This is a genomic window from Candidatus Litorirhabdus singularis (assembly GCF_026262625.1).
Taxonomy (GTDB): Bacteria; Pseudomonadota; Gammaproteobacteria; order Pseudomonadales; family Halieaceae; genus Litorirhabdus; species Litorirhabdus singularis.
Genome location: NZ_SHNN01000001.1, coordinates 444,722 through 463,129, shown reverse-complemented (window position 1 = coordinate 463,129; position 18,408 = coordinate 444,722). Strand labels below are relative to the sequence as shown.

The 18,408-nt window shown below is 54.7% G+C and carries 16 protein-coding genes and 1 tRNA gene; 9 read left to right on the top strand and 8 right to left on the bottom strand.

The window, feature by feature from the left end; translation table 11 throughout:
- Positions 1-88: 88 nt before the first annotated feature.
- Both EYC98_RS02020 and EYC98_RS02015 read right to left on the bottom strand, forming a co-directional pair.
- Complete coding sequence (locus EYC98_RS02020) at positions 89-535, bottom strand: nuclear transport factor 2 family protein (RefSeq protein ID WP_279243632.1); 447 nt, start codon at positions 533-535, stop codon at positions 89-91.
- A gap of 28 nt (positions 536-563) precedes the next feature.
- Complete coding sequence (locus EYC98_RS02015) at positions 564-938, bottom strand: nuclear transport factor 2 family protein (protein WP_279243631.1); 375 nt, start codon at positions 936-938, stop codon at positions 564-566.
- 553 nt (positions 939-1,491) lie between these two features.
- On the opposite strand from EYC98_RS02015, the gene EYC98_RS02010 reads away from it, so the two are divergent.
- Together EYC98_RS02010 and EYC98_RS02005 are read left to right on the top strand one after the other, a co-directional pair.
- Entirely contained in the window at positions 1,492-2,913 is a 1,422-nt protein-coding gene (locus tag EYC98_RS02010) for an MFS transporter (RefSeq protein WP_279243630.1), read from the top strand.
- A gap of 16 nt (positions 2,914-2,929) precedes the next feature.
- On the top strand, positions 2,930-4,297 hold the full coding sequence (locus EYC98_RS02005) for a tetratricopeptide repeat-containing sulfotransferase family protein (protein ID WP_279243629.1): 1,368 nt from the start codon (positions 2,930-2,932) through the stop codon (positions 4,295-4,297).
- Positions 4,298-4,342: 45 nt separating this feature from the next.
- Here the strand turns inward: EYC98_RS02005 and EYC98_RS02000 are convergent, their stop codons facing one another.
- Positions 4,343-5,173, bottom strand: a complete 831-nt coding sequence (locus tag EYC98_RS02000; RefSeq protein WP_279243628.1) for a class I SAM-dependent methyltransferase — start codon at positions 5,171-5,173, stop codon at positions 4,343-4,345.
- 437 nt (positions 5,174-5,610) lie between these two features.
- Here EYC98_RS02000 and EYC98_RS01995 point away from each other — a divergent pair, with 437 nt between their 5' ends.
- The gene (locus tag EYC98_RS01995; RefSeq protein ID WP_279243627.1) at positions 5,611-6,264 is read left to right on the top strand and encodes a nitroreductase family protein; all 654 of its coding nucleotides are present in this window, start codon (positions 5,611-5,613) and stop codon (positions 6,262-6,264) included.
- A 136-nt stretch (positions 6,265-6,400) separates the two neighbouring features.
- On the opposite strand, the gene EYC98_RS01990 is transcribed toward EYC98_RS01995, so the two are convergent.
- A tRNA-Gly gene (locus EYC98_RS01990) sits at positions 6,401-6,474 on the bottom strand.
- 33 nt (positions 6,475-6,507) lie between these two features.
- Positions 6,508-8,034: an AMP-binding protein gene (locus tag EYC98_RS01985; RefSeq protein ID WP_279243626.1), complete on the bottom strand. Its 1,527-nt coding sequence runs from the start codon at positions 8,032-8,034 to the stop codon at positions 6,508-6,510.
- 138 nt (positions 8,035-8,172) lie between these two features.
- On the opposite strand from EYC98_RS01985, the gene EYC98_RS01980 reads away from it, so the two are divergent.
- The 5 genes from EYC98_RS01980 to EYC98_RS01960 all read left to right on the top strand — a co-directional run bounded on the left by EYC98_RS01980 (position 8,173) and on the right by EYC98_RS01960 (position 13,465).
- On the top strand, positions 8,173-9,084 hold the full coding sequence (locus tag EYC98_RS01980; protein WP_279243625.1) for an alpha/beta fold hydrolase: 912 nt from the start codon (positions 8,173-8,175) through the stop codon (positions 9,082-9,084).
- A 211-nt stretch (positions 9,085-9,295) separates the two neighbouring features.
- Complete coding sequence (locus tag EYC98_RS01975; RefSeq protein ID WP_279243624.1) at positions 9,296-10,054, top strand: flavodoxin family protein; 759 nt, start codon at positions 9,296-9,298, stop codon at positions 10,052-10,054.
- A 52-nt stretch (positions 10,055-10,106) separates the two neighbouring features.
- The gene (locus EYC98_RS01970; protein WP_279243623.1) at positions 10,107-11,285 is read left to right on the top strand and encodes a cation:proton antiporter; all 1,179 of its coding nucleotides are present in this window, start codon (positions 10,107-10,109) and stop codon (positions 11,283-11,285) included.
- 156 nt (positions 11,286-11,441) lie between these two features.
- The gene (locus EYC98_RS01965) at positions 11,442-11,852 is read left to right on the top strand and encodes a hypothetical protein (RefSeq protein WP_279243622.1); all 411 of its coding nucleotides are present in this window, start codon (positions 11,442-11,444) and stop codon (positions 11,850-11,852) included.
- 11 nt (positions 11,853-11,863) lie between these two features.
- Positions 11,864-13,465, top strand: coding sequence for a flavin-containing monooxygenase (locus EYC98_RS01960; protein WP_279243621.1), 1,602 nt, complete (start codon positions 11,864-11,866; stop codon positions 13,463-13,465).
- Here the strand turns inward: EYC98_RS01960 and EYC98_RS01955 are convergent.
- Together EYC98_RS01955 and EYC98_RS01950 are read right to left on the bottom strand one after the other, a co-directional pair.
- Positions 13,462-14,547 carry a Zn-dependent alcohol dehydrogenase gene (locus EYC98_RS01955; RefSeq protein WP_279243620.1) on the bottom strand — a complete coding sequence of 362 codons (1,086 nt, stop codon included), beginning with the start codon at positions 14,545-14,547 and terminating at the stop codon, positions 13,462-13,464. The genes EYC98_RS01960 and EYC98_RS01955 overlap by 4 nt on opposite strands.
- A gap of 85 nt (positions 14,548-14,632) precedes the next feature.
- Entirely contained in the window at positions 14,633-15,658 is a 1,026-nt protein-coding gene (locus EYC98_RS01950) for a YHYH protein (protein ID WP_279243619.1), read from the bottom strand.
- Between the two features lie 290 nt (positions 15,659-15,948).
- Between EYC98_RS01950 and EYC98_RS01945 the strand changes: the two genes are divergently transcribed.
- Positions 15,949-16,809 carry a PA4780 family RIO1-like protein kinase gene (locus tag EYC98_RS01945; RefSeq protein WP_279243618.1) on the top strand — a complete coding sequence of 287 codons (861 nt, stop codon included), beginning with the start codon at positions 15,949-15,951 and terminating at the stop codon, positions 16,807-16,809.
- On the opposite strand, the gene EYC98_RS01940 is transcribed toward EYC98_RS01945, so the two are convergent.
- Positions 16,806-18,344: a carotenoid oxygenase family protein gene (locus EYC98_RS01940; protein ID WP_279243617.1), complete on the bottom strand. Its 1,539-nt coding sequence runs from the start codon at positions 18,342-18,344 to the stop codon at positions 16,806-16,808. The two genes, EYC98_RS01945 and EYC98_RS01940, sit on opposite strands and share 4 nt — an antisense overlap.
- Positions 18,345-18,408: the final 64 nt, after the last annotated feature.

The window sequence follows — 18,408 nt, the reverse complement described above, 5'->3', positions numbered from 1 at the left end:
GGCCTTAAAGCGGTTTAAGTAGTATTTTTACGTTCGCAAACCATGATCCGATCACCCCCACCCCTCCAAGTCCGCACCCACGTCTGGCCTAGTCTGTGAAATCCTCGGCTGTGCTCTTCATCATTTCCTCCAGGAACCAGTCCGGAAACTGACCGACGAATTTGTTCACGTCCCAATAGTCACTCCACCGATACACCTTACCGTCTTTCATTTCGTGCATGGTGGCGAAGGTGTGTGAAGCTTTTTCCCCGGTCTTGAAAGTCCAGGTCTCGGTGTGGTCCAGAAATACCACGTCACCATCGGCTGCAATGTGATGTGTGACCTGCTCCTGCAGTGACAGGTGATTGAAGGCTATCGACAGGCGCTTGACACAGTTTTCCGGCCCTGTGGAACCTGGGTCATCGGTGGGTACATCCTGATAATGGATGTCAGGGTGCATGCAGCTTTTGAGCGTCTCCCAGTCCATTTCTCCCATTGCGCGCCACATTTTCTCGACCACGGCCTTGTTGGCCTGATTTTCATCTGTTGCTGACATATTACTCTCCATTGGATGAGCCTTGGCTCTAACGCTGAGGGCGCATTTCGGCGGGGTTCCAAAAAGCTCGCATGCGGACGATTTTACCGTCTTCACCAAACTCAAAAGTGTCGATAGCGTTCAGATAGCTTTTGCTGCCACCCATGCTGAGCTCCGCTAAAATCGGAAACGCAACGGAGTTGCCAGCGACACAAATGGGCCCGCATAACTCTACTTGCAGCAGCGGTGCATTTTTGGCGTAAAAGGCTTCAATAGCCTGCTTGCCGTTTTGAACATCACCACCGACAGGGTCTTCGGCTGTCGCGTTTGCGGCGAACAGAGCAATGATACCGTCTACATCACTCGCGCACATCATCTCGATATAGTCCGTGACCAGTTTGTGTGTCTCTTCCGCTTCAGTCATCGGTTTCTCCTGTAGTTTCGGTTTGGCCACGTCATGGGTACTTTACGCAACAGCTTGGCTGCGACTGGCGATAGATCAATGATTGTAATGCAAGCGTCTATTGAGAGGTAACAATTACTCTGATACAGGTGCCGCGACCCGGGCGAGAGCGAATAGCAATCTATAAACCAGTTTGCTCACAGGGCATCTCTTGCCGTTATAGTAAACCCGAAAAATAACTCCGCGCGTGCCAGACCTCCGGAGACACTGCCAGGGCCTAAGTCATTCAGGCACTCAATGGTCACGCGCAAGACTGCTATGGGTTGTTTCAAGTCCTGCCATACTGTTACCGGGTGTTAGCAGCCAGCTATTGGACCGCAGTTAATGGGGTCGCTACCCCATGCCTGGCCTACCGTTTTAGCTAGTTAAGTTTTTTGTTTCACTATAGTCTCTGGGGTGCGCTAATTGATTGTGAGGAATTGGCTTGCCGTGATCCATCAGTTATAAGCTGGAGCCGTCCAGTTTTTGGCCGGATGTTTCCTGTACCAATCTCCCGAGGTCTGGATAATAAGATATGCGTCAACTGACGACCCTTGAAAAATGGAGCTACGCGCTAGGCAACGTTCCTTATGCCGTTAAGGATACCGCTTTCGGCACTTTCGTCGTATTTTATTACACTCAGGTATTAGGTCTGAGCGGAACCCTTTCCGGGCTGGCAATGCTGCTCGCGATGAGTTGGGATGCGGTTAGCGATCCGATGGTGGGGAGTTGGTCTGACCGGGTGCACTCACGCTGGGGGCGGCGTCATTTGCTAATGGCCGTCGGCACTGTTCCGACGGCGATTCTGTTTTTGTTTCTGTTTAACCCGCCCCCCGCACTGAGCGAATGGCAGGTATTTGCCTGGCTGCTAACGGTCTCTATTCTCTTGCGCACGTTCTTAACGCTCTATTTCATTCCCTACCAGGCGATGGGTGCGGAAATGTCGGCGGACTACGATGAGCGAACCTCCTTAGCTACGGCGAGAGTCAGTGTGGCCTGGCTCGGCGGGCTAAGTCTGCCGGCGATCGCCTACAGTTTGATCTTCGTTGCGGAGGGAGGAACGGATGGACGTTTGGTGGCCGAAAACTACTGGCATTACGGTGTCCTCTCCACGGCGCTGGCACTGGTGACCGGCCTGCTCTGTGTCTGGGGTACCCGTACCACAATACCTCTGTTGCCGCAGGCGCCTATTCAAACCGAGCCGTTTAAACTTGTTCAGCCATTGCTTGATCTGCGCGGCGCCTTTGATAATTTGAACTTTCGCCGGACTATCGGCACCAAGTTGGCTTTTGGTATTTGCGCCGGCGTGTATGTGGCGATGAGTCTTTACATAGGCACCTACTTTTGGGAGTTCACGACTGACCAATTGGCGGGTTTGGCGCTGCCGACGCTGTTCGCGACCATCACCGCTCTAGTGGTTTTACGTCGGCTGGGACGCAGTTGGGATAAGCCTCGTTTAATTAGCGTTATTTGCCTGGCGTTTGCGGTCAATGCGATCTGGCTCGTTGGAGCCCGGCTGCTGGGCATAGCACCTGACAACGGTACGCTAGCGTTGTATTTGTTGCAGTGCATTAACCTCTATGTCGCGGTATTTCTGGTGATCGGGCTACAAGTGCTGGGGGCTTCATTACTGGCGGATATTCTGGATGAGCAGGAGCTCGATACAGGACTGCGGCAGGAAGGTGTCTTTTTTGCGGCCTCTGCCTTTGTGCTCAAGGCTACTACGGGGGTGGGCACGTTTTTGGCCGGGATCATTATTGATATTTCCGGTCTGTCGAGCGGCGCAGCGCCCGGTTCGGTGGCTGAGCCTGTACTTTTTACCATGGGTTTGACCAGCGCCGGAGGCACAGCGCTAATGGGTTTGGTCGCCTGGAGGTATGCACTGAAAGTGCGCATGAGTAGGGACAAACTAGCGCGGATTCGAACCCAGCTTGACGCCAGACTGGTTACGGAATAAGTCGCCGGACTGCTGCGTGGCCCCCGCACTGGCTTCAGTATCGCCGCGTAAACGGCCTTTGGAAAACGAACTTGAGCAGGCAAATAAACTGTTATTGCACGATGCCAGCAATCACCATTGTTTGATGCACAAGTGCTCGGTTTTAGTGCGCAGCGGCAAGTACTGCGAGGCGCTGGCTATCTATGATCAGGCTGGTTTGGGCGACTCGCCGATAGCCCAGTTGCGCTATGGCCACACCTTGAAAATTGTTGGCCGACTTGATGATGCGGTGGCGGCCTACCGACGGGCAATAGACCTGCAGCCTGATACAGGAGAGGCCTACTGGAGTCTGGCGAACCTTAAGACCTATCGCTTTAGCGACGCAGAAATCCGTGCCATCCGAACTAGAATCAATTGCTCGCGAGGAAATGCGGAGAACCAGTCCTATTTGGGCTTTGCTTTGGGGAAAGCGTTGGAAGATCGAGGTGACTACGAAGAGTCGTTCAGGTTTTATAAGCGTGGTAACTCGATCCGTCGAATGCAGCAGCCGTTTAGTGCAGAAAGAAATCGGCTAAACACTGGACGACAGATCAGAATCTGCACGCGAGAATTCTTTGCGCAGAGTGCGGGCGCAGGCTGCGCCGCTCCTGATCCCATATTTATTGTGGGACTTCCGCGCGCAGGTTCTACCTTGCTTGAGCAGATACTTGCCAGCCATTCGCAGGTTGATGGAACCACAGAGCTGCCGAACATTATTAACCTGTCGGCCGAGCTGGGAGCTAAGCGGCGCAAAAGTTATGCGGGTCTTTACCCGGAGATTCTCAGTCAGCTGAGCACGGAAAAGAGGCTGCAGCTGGGCCGCAGATATATCGCGTCTACAGGTCTTAAGCGCAATGGAAGCCCGTTCTTTATTGACAAAATGCCCAACAACTTTCTGCACATAGGGCTGATTCATTTGATTTTGCCGAATGCACGGATTATCGATATGCGGCGCCATCCCATGGCGGCTTGTTTTGCTGGGTACAAGCAACTATTTGCGCGGGGACAAACCTTTAGCTACGACCTGAAATCCAGCGGCCACTATTATAGAAATTATGTCAGGCTCATGGATCACTGGGATGATGTGCTGCCAGGCCGAGTGTTGCGGGTGCAGTATGAAGATTTGGTCGCCGACGCTGAACATCAAATTAGGCGAGTCTTGGACTATTGTGGTTTGGCATTTGAACAGCAGTGCCTGCGTTTTTACGAAACCGAGCGTGCGGTTCTCACGCCGAGTGCAGTTCAGGTGCGACAACCCTTGTTCAGCCATGGCCTTGAACACTGGCGTCACTATGAACAGCATCTGGATGTACTCAAGCGCGCATTAGGTTCATTACTGCTGCGTTATCCGATTGCTGCGCCCTGAATGAGCTACCTTCTGCAGATCTCGGGTAGAGCACTGGGCGACGATTCAGGCTTTCTGTACCACCGCAAATCCCTCCAAATCACGACCTCGGCCGGCGTCCGTGGCGATAACTTTCCAGCCTGGCCCCAGATACCTGGGTAGCTCAGTTACGCTGGCTGCAGAAAGCCACGGTTCCCCAGCGATATCCAGCGCAACCCGTGCCAGTCGGAGGTGGTTAAAACGAACGATATGAGAGAATGCCACCTGACTGTCGGCTCCGGTGGTGCCGTGTAAATGCTTAAAAAGTTCTCGCACCGCGGTTGCCGGCAGATAATAAAGAAGACCCTCGGCAACAGCTGCTGTGGTGGCCTGCGAGTTCCATTGTTGGGTTTCACTCAGTACTTGGTCCAGAGAAACTGTTGCCAGATCGGCACTGATCAATTGCAGGTTGCATGGGCAGCCTTCGCGCTCGACACCGCGTCGCTTGGCTCTAGCGGTATCAGGGTGGTCGATTTCAAAGAAGTTAATCTCGGGGTGATGTTGCGCCAGACGCAGACACAGCGTGTCAAAGCCGGCTCCAATCACCAGCACCTGAGTTGCTCCTGCAGCCAGCGCTGCCAGCACTTTCTCATTCATGAATATTTTGCGTGCGCCGAGTCCGTAAAAGATGCCCGGCTGAGCAAACTCTGCCAGCTTTGAAAAATTGACAGCCCAGCGACGCTTGGTGATACGCATCAGGGTTGGAGAATAGAGGGGTTCTCCGGCCGCCAATATCAGCCTTTCGCTAAGCTCCGGCAGATCCGCGGGCAGCTTGCGATGCCAGCGCGGCTGCTGTGCCAGGGTAACCATGGTGGCAGCGACCTTGAGTGCTGTTTGACTGACTTGACCTGTGCGCATGCAGGCAGTCTAACAGAACTTCTTCGCTTATCGCCCTGCGTGGAAACTTGCCCCGAGCGCGCTGCATAGCTGCCAGCATGCTGAAGCGCAGGGTGACAGCCAAGCCCGCAGCGGAGTATTCTTGGGCCTGTGTCAGAGGCGCGAATGTAGTCAGTATCGAATAACTTTACTCAGCGGCCACTGACTTGATCTCGATAGGTTTGAGGATATCCGTGTCACACGCTTTATCCGTGATTCACTGGACCTGCTCGTCTCGAGCTACCATAAGCGTGGAGCAGAGCACTGGTGCGATTATGTTGATCCGACAAAGGCGGAGCGGGAAGTGGTGAACGGCGTAGTGCCAGACGGAATGCCCATCGTCCTGGTACTCAGGCTATCAACCCTGAATTCTGAACTTTGCGCCCCAATTAATGGGTCCCCAGTGGCCGGAGACTGCTATGCCCGAATATTCGAAACGTGATGATAGTGATGACAGTTGGTTGGACCTTGAGAGTGTCGACCGGGTACTTAGCAGTGCCCGCTCAGTGCGTCGCAAACTGGACTTTGAGCGTCCTATAGAACCCAGAGTTTTGCTGGACTGTATTGACATCGCGACACAGGCTCCTCTAGGTCTGGGTGGTGAGAGTTGGCGCTTTATTGTGGTGACAGAGGCGCATAGTAAGCAGCGTATCGCTGAGGTTTATCGAGATGTGATGGGCACATTACAGAGCGAGCTTTCACTGCAGGTGAAACCCACTCAGCAGTCCCTGATGGACCGTTTGCATGAAATGCCTGCGCTGGTGTTTGTCTGTTACAGCGGTGCTGCGCCAGCAAGCGAGTTAGCGGGTCAGGTCGGTTTGTTCGGTTCGGTGCTGCCCGCGGCCTGGTCCTTGATGTTGGCGCTGCGGGCGCGAGGCATCGGTGCCACCTGGACGTCACTGTTGGCCAGTCGCCAGGCTGAGGTAGCGGAGATATTGGATATACCCAACGGGGTGATGCAAATGGTGATGTTACCGGTGGGCTATCTCAAGCAAGCTACCTTGCGACGTGCCAGCAGAAAACCGCCACAGCAGGTAACCTATTGGGAGAGCTATGGGCAAACCAGAGAGTAGGTCAGCATTTTCGATAGGTTCGCGATCGCGCATTTTGCTGATGTTTGGTTGAATAGCGCTGCAGCTGATGCTGGTGCAGGGCGCCTGTATTGGACTAGCGATAACCGTATTGGAGTCGAAAGCAGGGCTGCTAAGTTGGAGCGGGTGACGGGGATCGAACCCGTATCGGAAGCTTGGGAAGCTCCAGTTCTACCATTGAACTACACCCGCTGAAGACTCGTCCCTTAGCGATTTTAATGTGATTCAAGCCCAATAGGCAGCTTTCAGTTGCCGTTTGTTGATCTTGCCCATGGTATTACGTCCCAAGTCACTCACGTACTCTAAAGTCCGTGGGCATTTGTAGTGGGACAATCGCTCTCGGCAATAATCCAGTAGTTCTGTCGTGTCTGGTTCGACGTCTGGATTGTGCAGTATGACCAGCGCGCGCAGTTCTTCGCCCATTTCCGGATTGGGTATGCCGATGCAGGCAACGTCAGAGACTGCCGGGTGATTGACCAGTATCTGCTCCGATTCGGCCGGGTAAATGTTGACCCCGCCCGACACCACCATGTCGCTGAAACGATCGGTGATGTACACGTAGCCATCGTTATCCACATAGCCGATCTCTCCCAGCGTAAACACGCCGGGCGCGATATGTGCTGCCGCGGTTTTTTCGGGTGCGTTGTGGTACACCACGCCGCGGCCGCTGTGATCGCGAAAGTACAGGCGTCCCTCCTGATTGGCGGGTAACGGCTGGTCATCGTCGTCCAGAATTAGCGCTTCGAAGGGTTCCACGGCCATGCCTACCGAGCCTGGGTGTAGCAGCCACTCCTCAGAGGTAATGGAGTTTGTGACGCCTACCTCGCTCGCGCCATAGGCTTCGAACAGGACCGGTCCTACCCATTCGATCATCGCCCTTTTTACATCCACAGGACATTTTGCCCCGGTGTGTGCGATGCGCTCCAGGCAGCTCAGATCGTAGCGGTCACGAACCTCCTGCGGTAATGCCAGCATGCGAACAAAATGCGTGGGTACCATGATGGTAAATCGGACCCGGTACTTGTCGATGGCGTGCAGGGTAGCCTCGGCGTCAAACCGACCCAGTATAACCAGTGGTCTGCCATAAACCAGAGCTCGTACCGACCCCAGTGGGCCGGTGTGATACATGGGTCCGACCATGAGTTGAGTACCCTCAGGAACAAAGGCATTGGCTGCCATAAGTTCAAGGTGTTCGATGATGTTGCTGCCTCCAGCAAATGTATTGGGGGGCAGTGGCGTGCCTTTGGGGCGCCCGGTGGTGCCCGAGGTATACAGTAAGTTGGGTAGCGGGGGCATGTCTGTGGGCGGCTCGGTGGCGGCATTGCCAGCCAGCCAGCGGTCCCAGTCAAGATAGCCTGGTTTGGCCTGCTCGCCGCTCCAGCCGATCACGGTATGAGCTTTGGATGCGGCTGCGGCCTGCAAACCGCGCTCACAGGTCGCCTCGTCAACGAATACCACGCTAACGCCGGCATCATCCAGAATATACGCGACTTCATCAGCGGTAAGATGGAAGCTTATCGGCACTACTGATGCACCTGCAAGCAAGCCACCGATATGCGCCAGCGCTGCTCTTGCAGAATTCTCCGCGAACACGGCGATGCGGCGCTCTGGGCCCAGATCTAACGCCAAAATCCCATTGACCAGGCGGTTCACAGTGTCGTCCAACTCCCGCCATGAATATTGGCTGTTAGCGTCGGCCAAGGCGATTTCATCGGGCTGTGATTGGACCAGGGCGGCTGAAAATGCTGTCATGCTTTACTCCAGATCGTGGGGCTGGGTTGCTGGCATTGCAGACGCCGGCAACCGAATTGTAGTGCTCACCGATGCTATTATGCGCAGCCAGCAATGGCCATAAAAAAGCGCCTTTATTATTTTGTAGCAGGAACTGACATGATTGAGTTTAAACGGAGGCAACTGGCAGGGGCAAACTGTGAGTTGTCGGTGGTAGAGATGGGCGATCCTGCCAAACCAGCACTGTTGTTGTTACATGGCACCCATGATCATGCGCTGGGTATGTTGCCCGCTGTGGCCAATCTATTGCAGGATTTCCACATATTTGGCCTTGATCTGCGTGGTCATGGTCGCAGTGAGAAGCCTGGCAACTATTCTATTTTTGCCATGGTGGCAGATCTGCGAGCCGTAATTAACGCGCTGGAGTTGCAGGAACTGGTGTTGGTTGCGCACAGCTTGAGTGGGCATATCGCCATTCGTTACGCGGCAGCTTATCCTCAGCAGATCATGCGCCTGGTGCTAATGGACGCCATGGGGCCGCCGCGGCCACAGCGCGAGTTGGGCGGTCGACAGTTGGCTGCCAGCTTGCGGCGTGCCGTGGATAGTGCGTTGGATACGCGCAGCCGGGTCAGGCAGCTGAAAGATGTAGCGCAGGCAGTGGATCGGTTTCAGCGCAATAACCCGGACCTTGATCCAGAATTTTCCCGCTTGATCGCCGAGAATGCGGTTGAACCGCATGAAGATGGAGGCCTGCGTTGGTGTTTTGACCCGGCCATTGATCTGATCTTCCAGACCTATTCAGAAGTGGAGACCGAGCAGGTTGCCAGTCAGGTGCGCTGCCCCGTGTTGTTGGTAGGCGGAGAGCTGGGCCTGGAATTCTGGCGTAATCTGGCGCCTGAGGTTTTTAATGACGAAGACTGGTACGAGCAGGAGTGGCAGCGCCGGCAGGCCTTGTTTAGCGATGTACAGCGGGTGGTGATTGCGGGCGCGGGACATATGTTGCATTACGATCAGGCGGCGGCAGTGCAGCGTGAACTTGCGGGTTTCCTGCTTCCAACAAAGCTGATGTAGCCAGCGCCGGAGGTATCCACGGCCCAGTCACCGCAGTACTGGGCATTGTGAAAGCCGTTCACATTGAGGCGCACTGCGTCCTCCTTTGCTGGCAAACGCATAGTGTTAAAATTTGTACGCAATGGATCACTCATGCCATCTATACTTAGTTAGGTATTCCTCTAAATCCGCATGCGCTGCAGATGCATGATACTCACTCGGAGTTTGCCCTATGACCGACCAGCTGAATAAAATCACTGATCAGCAGTGCACAAATCCTCCTGCCCGCTACGATGACCTCAGCGCGCTGATGCTGAATTGCACGTTAACGCGCTCACCCAATCTGTCCCATACTGAAGGTCTGCTTAAAGTCGCCGAGGGTATCTTTCAGGCCAATGGCGTGCGTACTGAGATATTGCGCCCGGTAGATCATGAAATTCCCGCCGGACTGGCGCAGGATTACACCGGCATTGATGGCTACACCCGTGACGAATGGCCTGCTATTCAGGCTAAGATTGATGCCTGCGACATATTAATAGTCGGTACCTCGGTCTGGCTGGGCGAAAAAAGCTCAGTGTGCAACCGCGTGCTGGAACGCATGTACGGCTACACCCACAATTTCAATGACAAGGGCCAATACCGTGACTACGGTAAGGTTGGGGCAACGCTGATTACGGGTAACGAAGACGGAGTGAAGCATTGCGCGATGAATATTCTGTTTTCCTTGTCGCACATCGGCTATACCGTGCCGCCACAGGCGGATGCCGGGTGGATGGGCGAGGCGGGTCCCGGGCCTTCCTATATGGACGCAGGTTCTGGCGGTCCAGAGAATGACTTCACCAACCGCAACACGACCTTTCTGGTCTGGAACTGTCTGCACCTGGCAAGAATGCTGAAGGATGCGGGAGGTATTCCCGCCCATGGCAATCAGCCTGAGGCCTGGGATTCAGGTTGTCATACTGATTTTCACAGCCCGGAACATAAACGATGATGCCATGCAGCGCAGTGAGACTAAGATTTTGAGTCAGGTTTGCTTCGCCTAAATGGCTATTGAAACTTCCATTTTGCTGCCTTTGGGTGGCGTACTGCTGGCTAGCCTGGCGCTGGAATCGATCGGCCGACGCACGCGTTTACCGCGGGTGACGCTGTTGATTTTGTTTGGTATTGCTGTGGGCCCTTCTGGCTTGCAGTGGCTGCCGGAGGATTTTGAGCAGTGGTATTCGTTGGTAGCCGTTATGGCGTTAGGTATGATCGGCTTTTTGCTGGGCGGACACCTGACACGGCAGCGCATCAAGCGGCTTGGCGCGCTGGTGGCCTGGGTTTCTCTGCTGCAGGTATTAGTCACCTATGCAATCGTTGCACTGGGGCTTTACATATTGGGCCTTGATCTGTCTCTGGCACTGTTGTTCGCAGCTATTGCCACGGCGACTGATCCAGCCGCCACCAACGATGTGGTCGAAGAGTTTGAGACGGAATCCACTTTCGGTGAGTTGCTGCAGGGGGTAGTTGCAATCGATGATGCCTGGGGGCTGATTGTCTTTAGCCTTAGCGTGGTGCTGGTGCACTTGTTAAGCGGCGACGGCGGTGGTTTTTTGCCCTTGCAAGCGGGGCTGTGGGATTTAGGTGGTGCGCTGCTGCTGGGAATTATCCTGGGCGTGCCAATGGCCTATGCCAGTGGACGGCTTCATGGCGACAAGCCACTGCTGGTGGAGGCGCTTGGTGGTGTATTTCTCTGCGTTGGCCTGGCTGAATGGCTTCAGGTCTCCTACCTGTTGGCGTGTGTCACGCTGGGTATTACCGTTGCCAACCTGGCGCGGCACCACCGGCGGCCATTCCGCGCCTTGGAGGACATTGAGTGGCCTTTTGCTATTCTGTTTTTCGTATTGTCCGGGGCACTGTTGGAGCTTTCTGACTTGACCACAATTGGGCTGACCGGGGTGGCCTATATTCTGCTGCGCGTTGCTGGAAGGCTACTGGGCGCTTGGCTGGCGGGCATCCCGGCCTGGACTCGGGTGATTCCGGTAAGGTGGATGGGGCCAGCTATGCTGCCGCAGGCAGGGGTGGCTATGGCCATGGCAATCGTTGCGGTGCACACTTTTCCAGAGTACGACATGATACTGCCGATAGTCATTGCCAGTACCGTTATCTTCGAGCTATTGGGTCCGCTCGGTACTCGTTTCGCGCTGCGTCGGGTTACCGACCTTGCCAAGCCAATCGACTGACCTAATCAGCCTGAATACGCCTGAGGCGATATTTCGCGCTAACAACAGTGCTGCTCGCAAGCCTGAAAACCATTTGGCCAGTGTATACATGTCGCTGGTGTAAAACGGAGCGTGGAGTTAGTCTAGGTCACAACAATAATTATAAAGCGAATCGTCATGTTGCAGAAATTCGTATTTTGGACCGGGGCATTGGACTTTGTTGTGGGCGGTGCTACCTGGGCTGGTGCCTTGGCTGATCCGCAACCGGGGCAGTTTGTGGCTCTCATGACGTTGGGTATGTTCCTGATGATGGCGGCGGCCTGCCTGATGTGGGCGTCTAAGAATATACAGGCTCGCTATCCAGTCATATTCTGGCAGGGGCTGGTGCGGCTGACCGCCGTTAGCGCTGTCATCTATGCGGTCCCCAATGGTCTGTCAGAGACCTGGGAGTACGCGCTGGTGGCCTTCGATGGCACCATTGGCCTGACCTATGTGATTGGCAGTATGCGTGTGACCGGGTTGTCTCTGTTGGATTGCCTGTGTTGTCGGGATGCATCCGCTGTTGCGTCGGTGGCAGGTAGTTCATAAGGAGGGCAAGGATGTCCCGAGATGCTGAACGGTTTGACGTCCTGATCATTGGGGCGGGCTTCGCCGGCATGTATATGCTGCATCGCCTGCGCTTGGCGGGTTTCTCGGCGCGAGTATTTGAGGTTGGTGACGATGTGGGGGGTACCTGGTATTGGAATCGCTACCCGGGAGCCCGCTGTGACGTTGAAAGCGTCGAATACGCCTACGAATTTTCTCCGGAGCTGGTGCAGGAGTGGGACTGGACAGAGCGCTACGCTGCGCAACCAGAAATCCTGAAATATGCCAATCATGTGGCCGACCGTTTTGACTTGCGACGAGATATCCAGTTTGACTGCCGTATTGCATCGGCGCATTACGACGCTGAGGAGCCGCACTGGACTCTGACCGACACTGCAGGGCAGCAATATCACAGCCAGTTCTGTGTGTTCGCCACCGGTTGCCTGTCGGTGCCCATTAAGCCCGACGTACCAGGGCTGGAGTCATTTGCTGGAGAGATTTTCTATACTGGTGAATGGCCACATCAGCCGGTGGATTTTAGCGGCCAGCGGGTGGGAGTCATAGGCACCGGCTCCTCGGGTATTCAGTCGATTCCACTGATCGCGGAGCAGGCGCAACAGCTGACAGTGTTTCAGCGTTCTGCCAGCTATACAGTGCCAGCCCGTAACGAACCACTTGATCCACAATTACGCGAAGCGGTTAAAGCCGACTACCCCGCCTTCCGGCAGCGCAGTCGTGACAGCGGCTATATATTCGGCGCTCGTATGCCCGCTAACGCCGGTTTTGCCAGCTGCCTCAGTCCCAGTGAACAGCAGATGCATTTGGAGAATTACTGGCGCATTGGGGGATTGTTCTTTGCGCGAGCTTTTGGTGATATGCAATTGGATACTGGCGCGAACGCGATAGCTCAGGAGTTTGTGCGCACTAAAATTCGCGACTTAGTGCACGACCCGGAAGTTGCTGAGAGATTGTGTCCGGATGCGATCATTGGGTGTAAGCGCTTGTGTGCAGACACCGGTTATTACGAGACCTACAACCGTCCCAATGTCTCCCTGGTGGATATCAATGCGGCGCCTATAGAGTCGATAACAGAAAAGGGACTGCGCACCAGCGATGCAGAGTATCCCTTGGACGCGTTGGTGTTTGCGACCGGATTCGACGCCATGACAGGGGCACTGGACCGCGTCGATATTCGCGGCGCTAGCGGGCAGCGGTTGAGTGATGTGTGGCAGTATGGTCCGGCAACCCTATTGGGAGTGCAAACCGCGGGATTTCCCAATCTCTTTATGATTACAGGTCCTGGCAGCCCTTCCGTGCTTTCGAATATGCTGCAGTCGATAGAGCAGAACGTAGAGTGGATTACCGATTTGCTGAAGTATATGCGCGAGCATGAGCATGAATGTGTTGAGGCGCAGGCAGATCAGCAGACAGTCTGGATGGAATACGTGGCAGCTATGGCAGAGACAACCCTCTATACACGCTGTAATTCCTGGTACCGAGGTGCAAATATTGAAGGTAAGCCGCAGGTTTTTTCACCCTGCGTTGGTTATAACCAATATGTTGAGTATTGCGACGAGGTAGCCGCTGCCGGCTACAGCGGCTTTGATTTTGGCTAGTCGTAGACAATGACGCCGCGCGCGTTCAAGCCTGAGCGCAGGTCGGCAAAGGCTTGCGGCGCCTCGTCAATGCTATAGGTTTTGGTGATCATGCCGTCCAGATCCAGCTTACCGGTGCGATAGAAATCGAGCAGGCGGGGGAAGTCCCGTTTGGGGTTGCAGCCGCCGTACATTGACCCCAATACGCGCTTGCCAAAAAGAGGCAGGGTAAACGGATTGAGAACAAATTGGTCTTCCATGTTGCCCACGCCAACCACTGTGCAAGTGCCGCCCGGGCGAGTAGCTGCCTCAGCCTGTTGCATCAGTGCGCCAATGCCAACAGCTTCAAAGCAGTAGTCAGCGCCACGTTGTTCGGTATGCTCAAGAATGAATTCCTGGGCATCTTCACCCTTGACCACATGAGTGGCGCCAAATCCGGGTGCCATTTCCAGCTTGCTGTCCATGGTATCTACGGCGATAACTTGTTTGGCTCCGGCGATGCGCGCGCCCTGAATAATGGATAAGCCAATGCCGCCGCAACCGAATACCGCTACGGTCGAGCCTGCCTCCACCTGTGCCGTGTTCAATACGGCGCCTACTCCGGTCATAACGCCGCAGCCAATCAGCGCTGCCGCCGCCAGTGGTATATCTTTATCAATCTTGACGCAGCTGATCGCGGGTGCAACGCAGCGCTCCGCCATGCAGCCCAATAGTGTCATCACCCGCAGATCTTCCCCATCACGTTTCACTCGTGCGGTACCGTCGAGCATAAAGCCGTTGGCGTTATCTTTGGCGGAACACAGATTGGCCTGTTCGTGCTCGCAGTAGAAACAGGTTCCGCAGTTGGGAATAAATGACAGCACCACGTGGTCGCCGACTTCTACGTTCTCTACACCGGGACCCACTTCCTGAACGATGCCCGCGCCTTCATGGCCGATCACTGCCGGTAGTTCCATGGGAATGGTGCCGTTGATGACTGACAGGTCAGAGCGACAGATACCGGTCGCTTTTATAGCGACCATAACTTCGCCCGTCTTGGGTGCATCCAGACTGACTTCCTGGACGGAAAATTCGTTAATAGCATCGACGACAACAGCTTTCATAACAGCAACCTTCTTATTCGGGGTATAGCCCAAGGTAGAACAAGTCTGCAGCTTTGGCCAGTGTCGGTTGCTATTGGAGGTTGGGCTACTTAGCGAATGAGGAGTCTGGCGTACCCGTAAAGCAGTTGATCACCCAGGGGTAGGTGTCGGTGACGTAGTACCCGTATTGGCCATCTACCGTCATACCGTTGCAGCTGTCGAGATCACCACTGTCGGTAAACTCATAGTCATCAATGTAGGTGCCGTCATAGTTCCCACCGGGGTCAGCGGCGGTTTGGGGGCGGGCGCCGGGTATCAGTGTATAACCGGATATGGCTTTACGGACGGCGCCGCTGTCGATGTCAAAAAAGTAGGAGCCAAATATGGGGAACCCATCTGCGGCAAAGCCTATGACAGGTGAGCCATTGGGCCCTGGAGAGTCGTCAAACAACGCATTGGGGTTGCCATGATAGTGGTAGGAGCCGTCTGGTTGCGTATGTGCGTTATTCATATCGGTGCCGAAATTGGTCAAATCTGACATTGGGTCCAGCAGCCAGGGGTCGTTGATCGAGCAGCCTATAGGGGTGTTGCCGTCTTGGTCGGCCATCGCATCACTGGGGTTATAACAACCAGCAGAGAGGATATCCAGCACCACACCATTGAGCATCACAGCGTCGTAGCTTTGCTGGCTAAGTGGTGTTGGGGCTACAGCTGCCGTGGGAAAGCGAGTGATCTGCAGGTCACGTGCAATGACGGCGACCTGGGTAGCGAACGCCGCGGATGCGTCGTTGAAAAAGTGGTTGGGGATATTGTTAGAGGAAAATCTGCAGTTATTGGTGGTCGTGGTCAACTCTAAAAAGGCGTTGAAGCTGACGGCTGTCTGGAGGTCCAAAACCTCGGCGACATAAAGCTCCTCGTAGTCTGCGCAGTCACCACTGGTCGCCTCTAAAATTGCATTGGTGATATCAATGCCGTCCTCTTCAGTTGGAGACGACACTACCGCAATTTGAGGATCCTCAGGCTCACCAAAAAAACCACCCGAGTCACCGCTGCCGCAGGCAGGTAGCAACGTCAGCAGCGCCGCTGCTGTCAGCCAGCGTAGCGGGTTCTTGTTGTTTTGAAAAAAAGACATTGGAGTCTCCTGGTACAGAGTGCGATGGGACCACTTTAGCAAAGCAACTGGTAAAGAGCTGTTAAGTTGTTTAAGGGTGTGTCTCTTATCACAAATTTTTGACAGATTGCCAGTTAACGCCTGAATCTGAAGCCCATCAGCGTGGTGCGTTGGCTGTTCTGTGCCGCGTTCCCGTGTACACTGCTGACGTCTCCCTTAAGGAAAATGGATATGCTCCGTCACAATCAAAATTCCGCAATTGACTCTGTTCAGGATAGTCGTGCGGAATGCTTTTGGGGCTGGCAACTTAAATGAAAACCCCCGCAAAAATTCGACCACTAGTAGAAGACGGGTTAGTTGACGAAGTTCTGCGCCAGCTTATGAGCGGCAAGGAGGCCACGGTTTATGTGGTGCGCTGTGGCGATGAAGTGCGGTGTGCCAAGGTCTACAAAGATGCCGCTCAGCGCAGCTTCAAACAGGCGGTCGAATATCAGGAAGGTCGTAAGGTACGCAATAGCCGTCGCCAACGGGCCATGGAAAAACGCTCCAAGTTTGGTCGCAAGCAACAGGAGGAGGCTTGGCACAATGCCGAAGTCGATGCCTTGTATCGACTTGAACGAGCCGGCGTGCGCGTGCCCAAGCCGTTCGGCTGCTTTGACGGCGTCTTGCTGATGGAGCTGGTGACTGACGATCACGGTGAGGTTGCGCCGCGTCTGAATGATGTGGCGTTGACCCGCGAACAGGCGCTTGAAGATCATGCGGTGATGATGGGCTACGTGGTTAAGATGCTGGATGCAGGCGTGGTACACGGAGATTTGTCAGAGTTTAATGTGCTGGTTGATGCCTATGGGCCAGTCATTATTGACTTGCCGCAGGCAGTCGACGCGGCGGCTAACAATCACGCTGAGTCTATGCTGGAGCGTGATATTAACAATATGACCCAATACTACGGTCAGTATGCTCCTGAACTGCTAAAGACTAACTACGCGGCTGAGCTCTGGAGTCTGTATGAGGACGGTAAGTTAACTGCTGATACTGTGCTTACCGGCGATTTTGTCTCCGACGAGACGACTGCCGACGTCGATACGCTGATGCTAGAGATCAAGTCAGTTATGGAAGAGGAGGCAAAACGCCAGGAAAGGCTGCGTGAAGCGGAAGAGGGCGACGTTTAACTTTCAGCGTCTGCCCGGTGATTGAATAGATCTTCTCCCGACGCCCAGGTGGCGTGAAACCCATGCGACACCCGCTGGGGGAGGCGCACCCGGGCTATTGGACCTTGCTCGATATCACTAGCATCAAATACCAGGCAATCTGACTGCCAATTATTGGAGTCGGTAACCAGAGTGACCACATAGCCGTCATCTTCAGCCGAGTTGCGATCAGCCCCTGGCTTGGGTGCAAACACAGCTTCACTGCCAAATACGCCGGGGCCATAATCCCACTGCTGGCGACTGCCATTCTCATTATTGTATTTCACTAGCGCCGTAAAGCGCAGGGTATGGCCGCCTTCATGCAATAGCGGTATACGCTGGTGGTAGCTGTACTGACTTTTGACCCCTTGAAATATTGGGTTGGACTTATTGAACTCGGTGTTCAGATCATCGATGTCGCCTTCGCGCACCTCACCGGTGCGCAAGTTAAAGCGCCAGCGATAGGCGTTTGCTTCCAAACGCATATAGGCCAGCATACTGGCTAGTTCGCCATCGGCCGCCTGCGCACCGGGCATTGGATTGGTAGAGCGGCAGCCATCCATTACGATCCAGTCGCCGTCTTCCCAGCAGTTGCTAACGTGGAGGATGTAGCAGGGCTCGCACTCAAACCACCGTATCTGATCGCCGCTGCCAAAGCGCGGAATAATTCCGAAGCGAGTGGGTATGTCTTTATGAAAAGTCAGCACGCGGTATTTGTGCTTGCGCAGTACCTCCATGTCGTGGAAAAAGGGCAGGTCGTGCAGCACCGTGTAGTTGCTGGTAAAACCAATATCGTGTGGCAGGCGCGGGCCGGGCAGGTCGATAGCTACCTCGTGCAGCAGGCGACCGTCGGGCGACGCCACGCCATAGGTCATATAAGGCGGTTCGTCGCCGTAGTCGAAGAACAACAATTCTCCAGTTTGCCAGTCGGTTTTGGAATGGGCAGAAAGGCGCAGCTGAGCCCTGCCATCGAGCTGAAAATGGCCTTGGGTGGCCAGAGTTTGGCTGTCGAGCCGATACGGATGGCCGGCGTTATACCACAGGGCCATAAGATCTCCGGCGTACCAGAGGATATCGGTGTTGGCCGTGTCCTTGATGCCAAAGGGTGACACGCTGTAGTCGAAGGGCCCCATAACGCCCGGCGACACGGAACGGTCCTCTGCTTGTTCCTGCTTAAGTGCCGCGGTCTGGATATAGCGGTTGCGGTAACTGACTTTGCCATCACGAAAATAGACGCCATGGACCATGCCATCGCCATCAAAAGGGTGAAAGCGGTTTTTTGGCTGGTGCACCGGGTTGGGCCCGTTGCGAAAATAGGCACCTTGCAGATCCGCTGGCAGCTGCCCGGTGATCTCCAGGTTTTCCACTTCCATCTCGTTCAAGGTGGGCGCGCAAGCACCGTGTAGATAGGGGTTGTCCAGCTCGTAGATCCACTGCGGGGCATCGTCAAACGCGGCGACGCTGCCATAAGCGCGTTTTACCGCGGGGTACTCACGTAAGTGGGTGTCGACGGACATAGTTTATCTCCAGATGGGACTGCATTTATCAGCCACCTCTGATTATAGATTTGAGGCGAGGTAT

Coding starts and splice junctions, on each gene's coding strand:
- EYC98_RS02020 (WP_279243632.1), bottom strand. CDS start 535: ATGTCAGCAACAGATGAAAATCAGGCCAACAAGGCCGTGGTCGAGAAA.
- EYC98_RS02015 (WP_279243631.1), bottom strand. CDS start 938: ATGACTGAAGCGGAAGAGACACACAAACTGGTCACGGACTATATCGAG.
- EYC98_RS02010 (WP_279243630.1), top strand. CDS start 1,492: ATGCGTCAACTGACGACCCTTGAAAAATGGAGCTACGCGCTAGGCAAC.
- EYC98_RS02000 (WP_279243628.1), bottom strand. CDS start 5,173: ATGCGCACAGGTCAAGTCAGTCAAACAGCACTCAAGGTCGCTGCCACC.
- EYC98_RS01995 (WP_279243627.1), top strand. CDS start 5,611: ATGCCCGAATATTCGAAACGTGATGATAGTGATGACAGTTGGTTGGAC.
- EYC98_RS01985 (WP_279243626.1), bottom strand. CDS start 8,034: ATGACAGCATTTTCAGCCGCCCTGGTCCAATCACAGCCCGATGAAATC.
- EYC98_RS01980 (WP_279243625.1), top strand. CDS start 8,173: ATGATTGAGTTTAAACGGAGGCAACTGGCAGGGGCAAACTGTGAGTTG.
- EYC98_RS01975 (WP_279243624.1), top strand. CDS start 9,296: ATGACCGACCAGCTGAATAAAATCACTGATCAGCAGTGCACAAATCCT.
- EYC98_RS01970 (WP_279243623.1), top strand. CDS start 10,107: ATGGCTATTGAAACTTCCATTTTGCTGCCTTTGGGTGGCGTACTGCTG.
- EYC98_RS01965 (WP_279243622.1), top strand. CDS start 11,442: ATGTTGCAGAAATTCGTATTTTGGACCGGGGCATTGGACTTTGTTGTG.
- EYC98_RS01960 (WP_279243621.1), top strand. CDS start 11,864: ATGTCCCGAGATGCTGAACGGTTTGACGTCCTGATCATTGGGGCGGGC.
- EYC98_RS01955 (WP_279243620.1), bottom strand. CDS start 14,547: ATGAAAGCTGTTGTCGTCGATGCTATTAACGAATTTTCCGTCCAGGAA.
- EYC98_RS01950 (WP_279243619.1), bottom strand. CDS start 15,658: ATGTCTTTTTTTCAAAACAACAAGAACCCGCTACGCTGGCTGACAGCA.
- EYC98_RS01945 (WP_279243618.1), top strand. CDS start 15,949: ATGAAAACCCCCGCAAAAATTCGACCACTAGTAGAAGACGGGTTAGTT.
- EYC98_RS01940 (WP_279243617.1), bottom strand. CDS start 18,344: ATGTCCGTCGACACCCACTTACGTGAGTACCCCGCGGTAAAACGCGCT.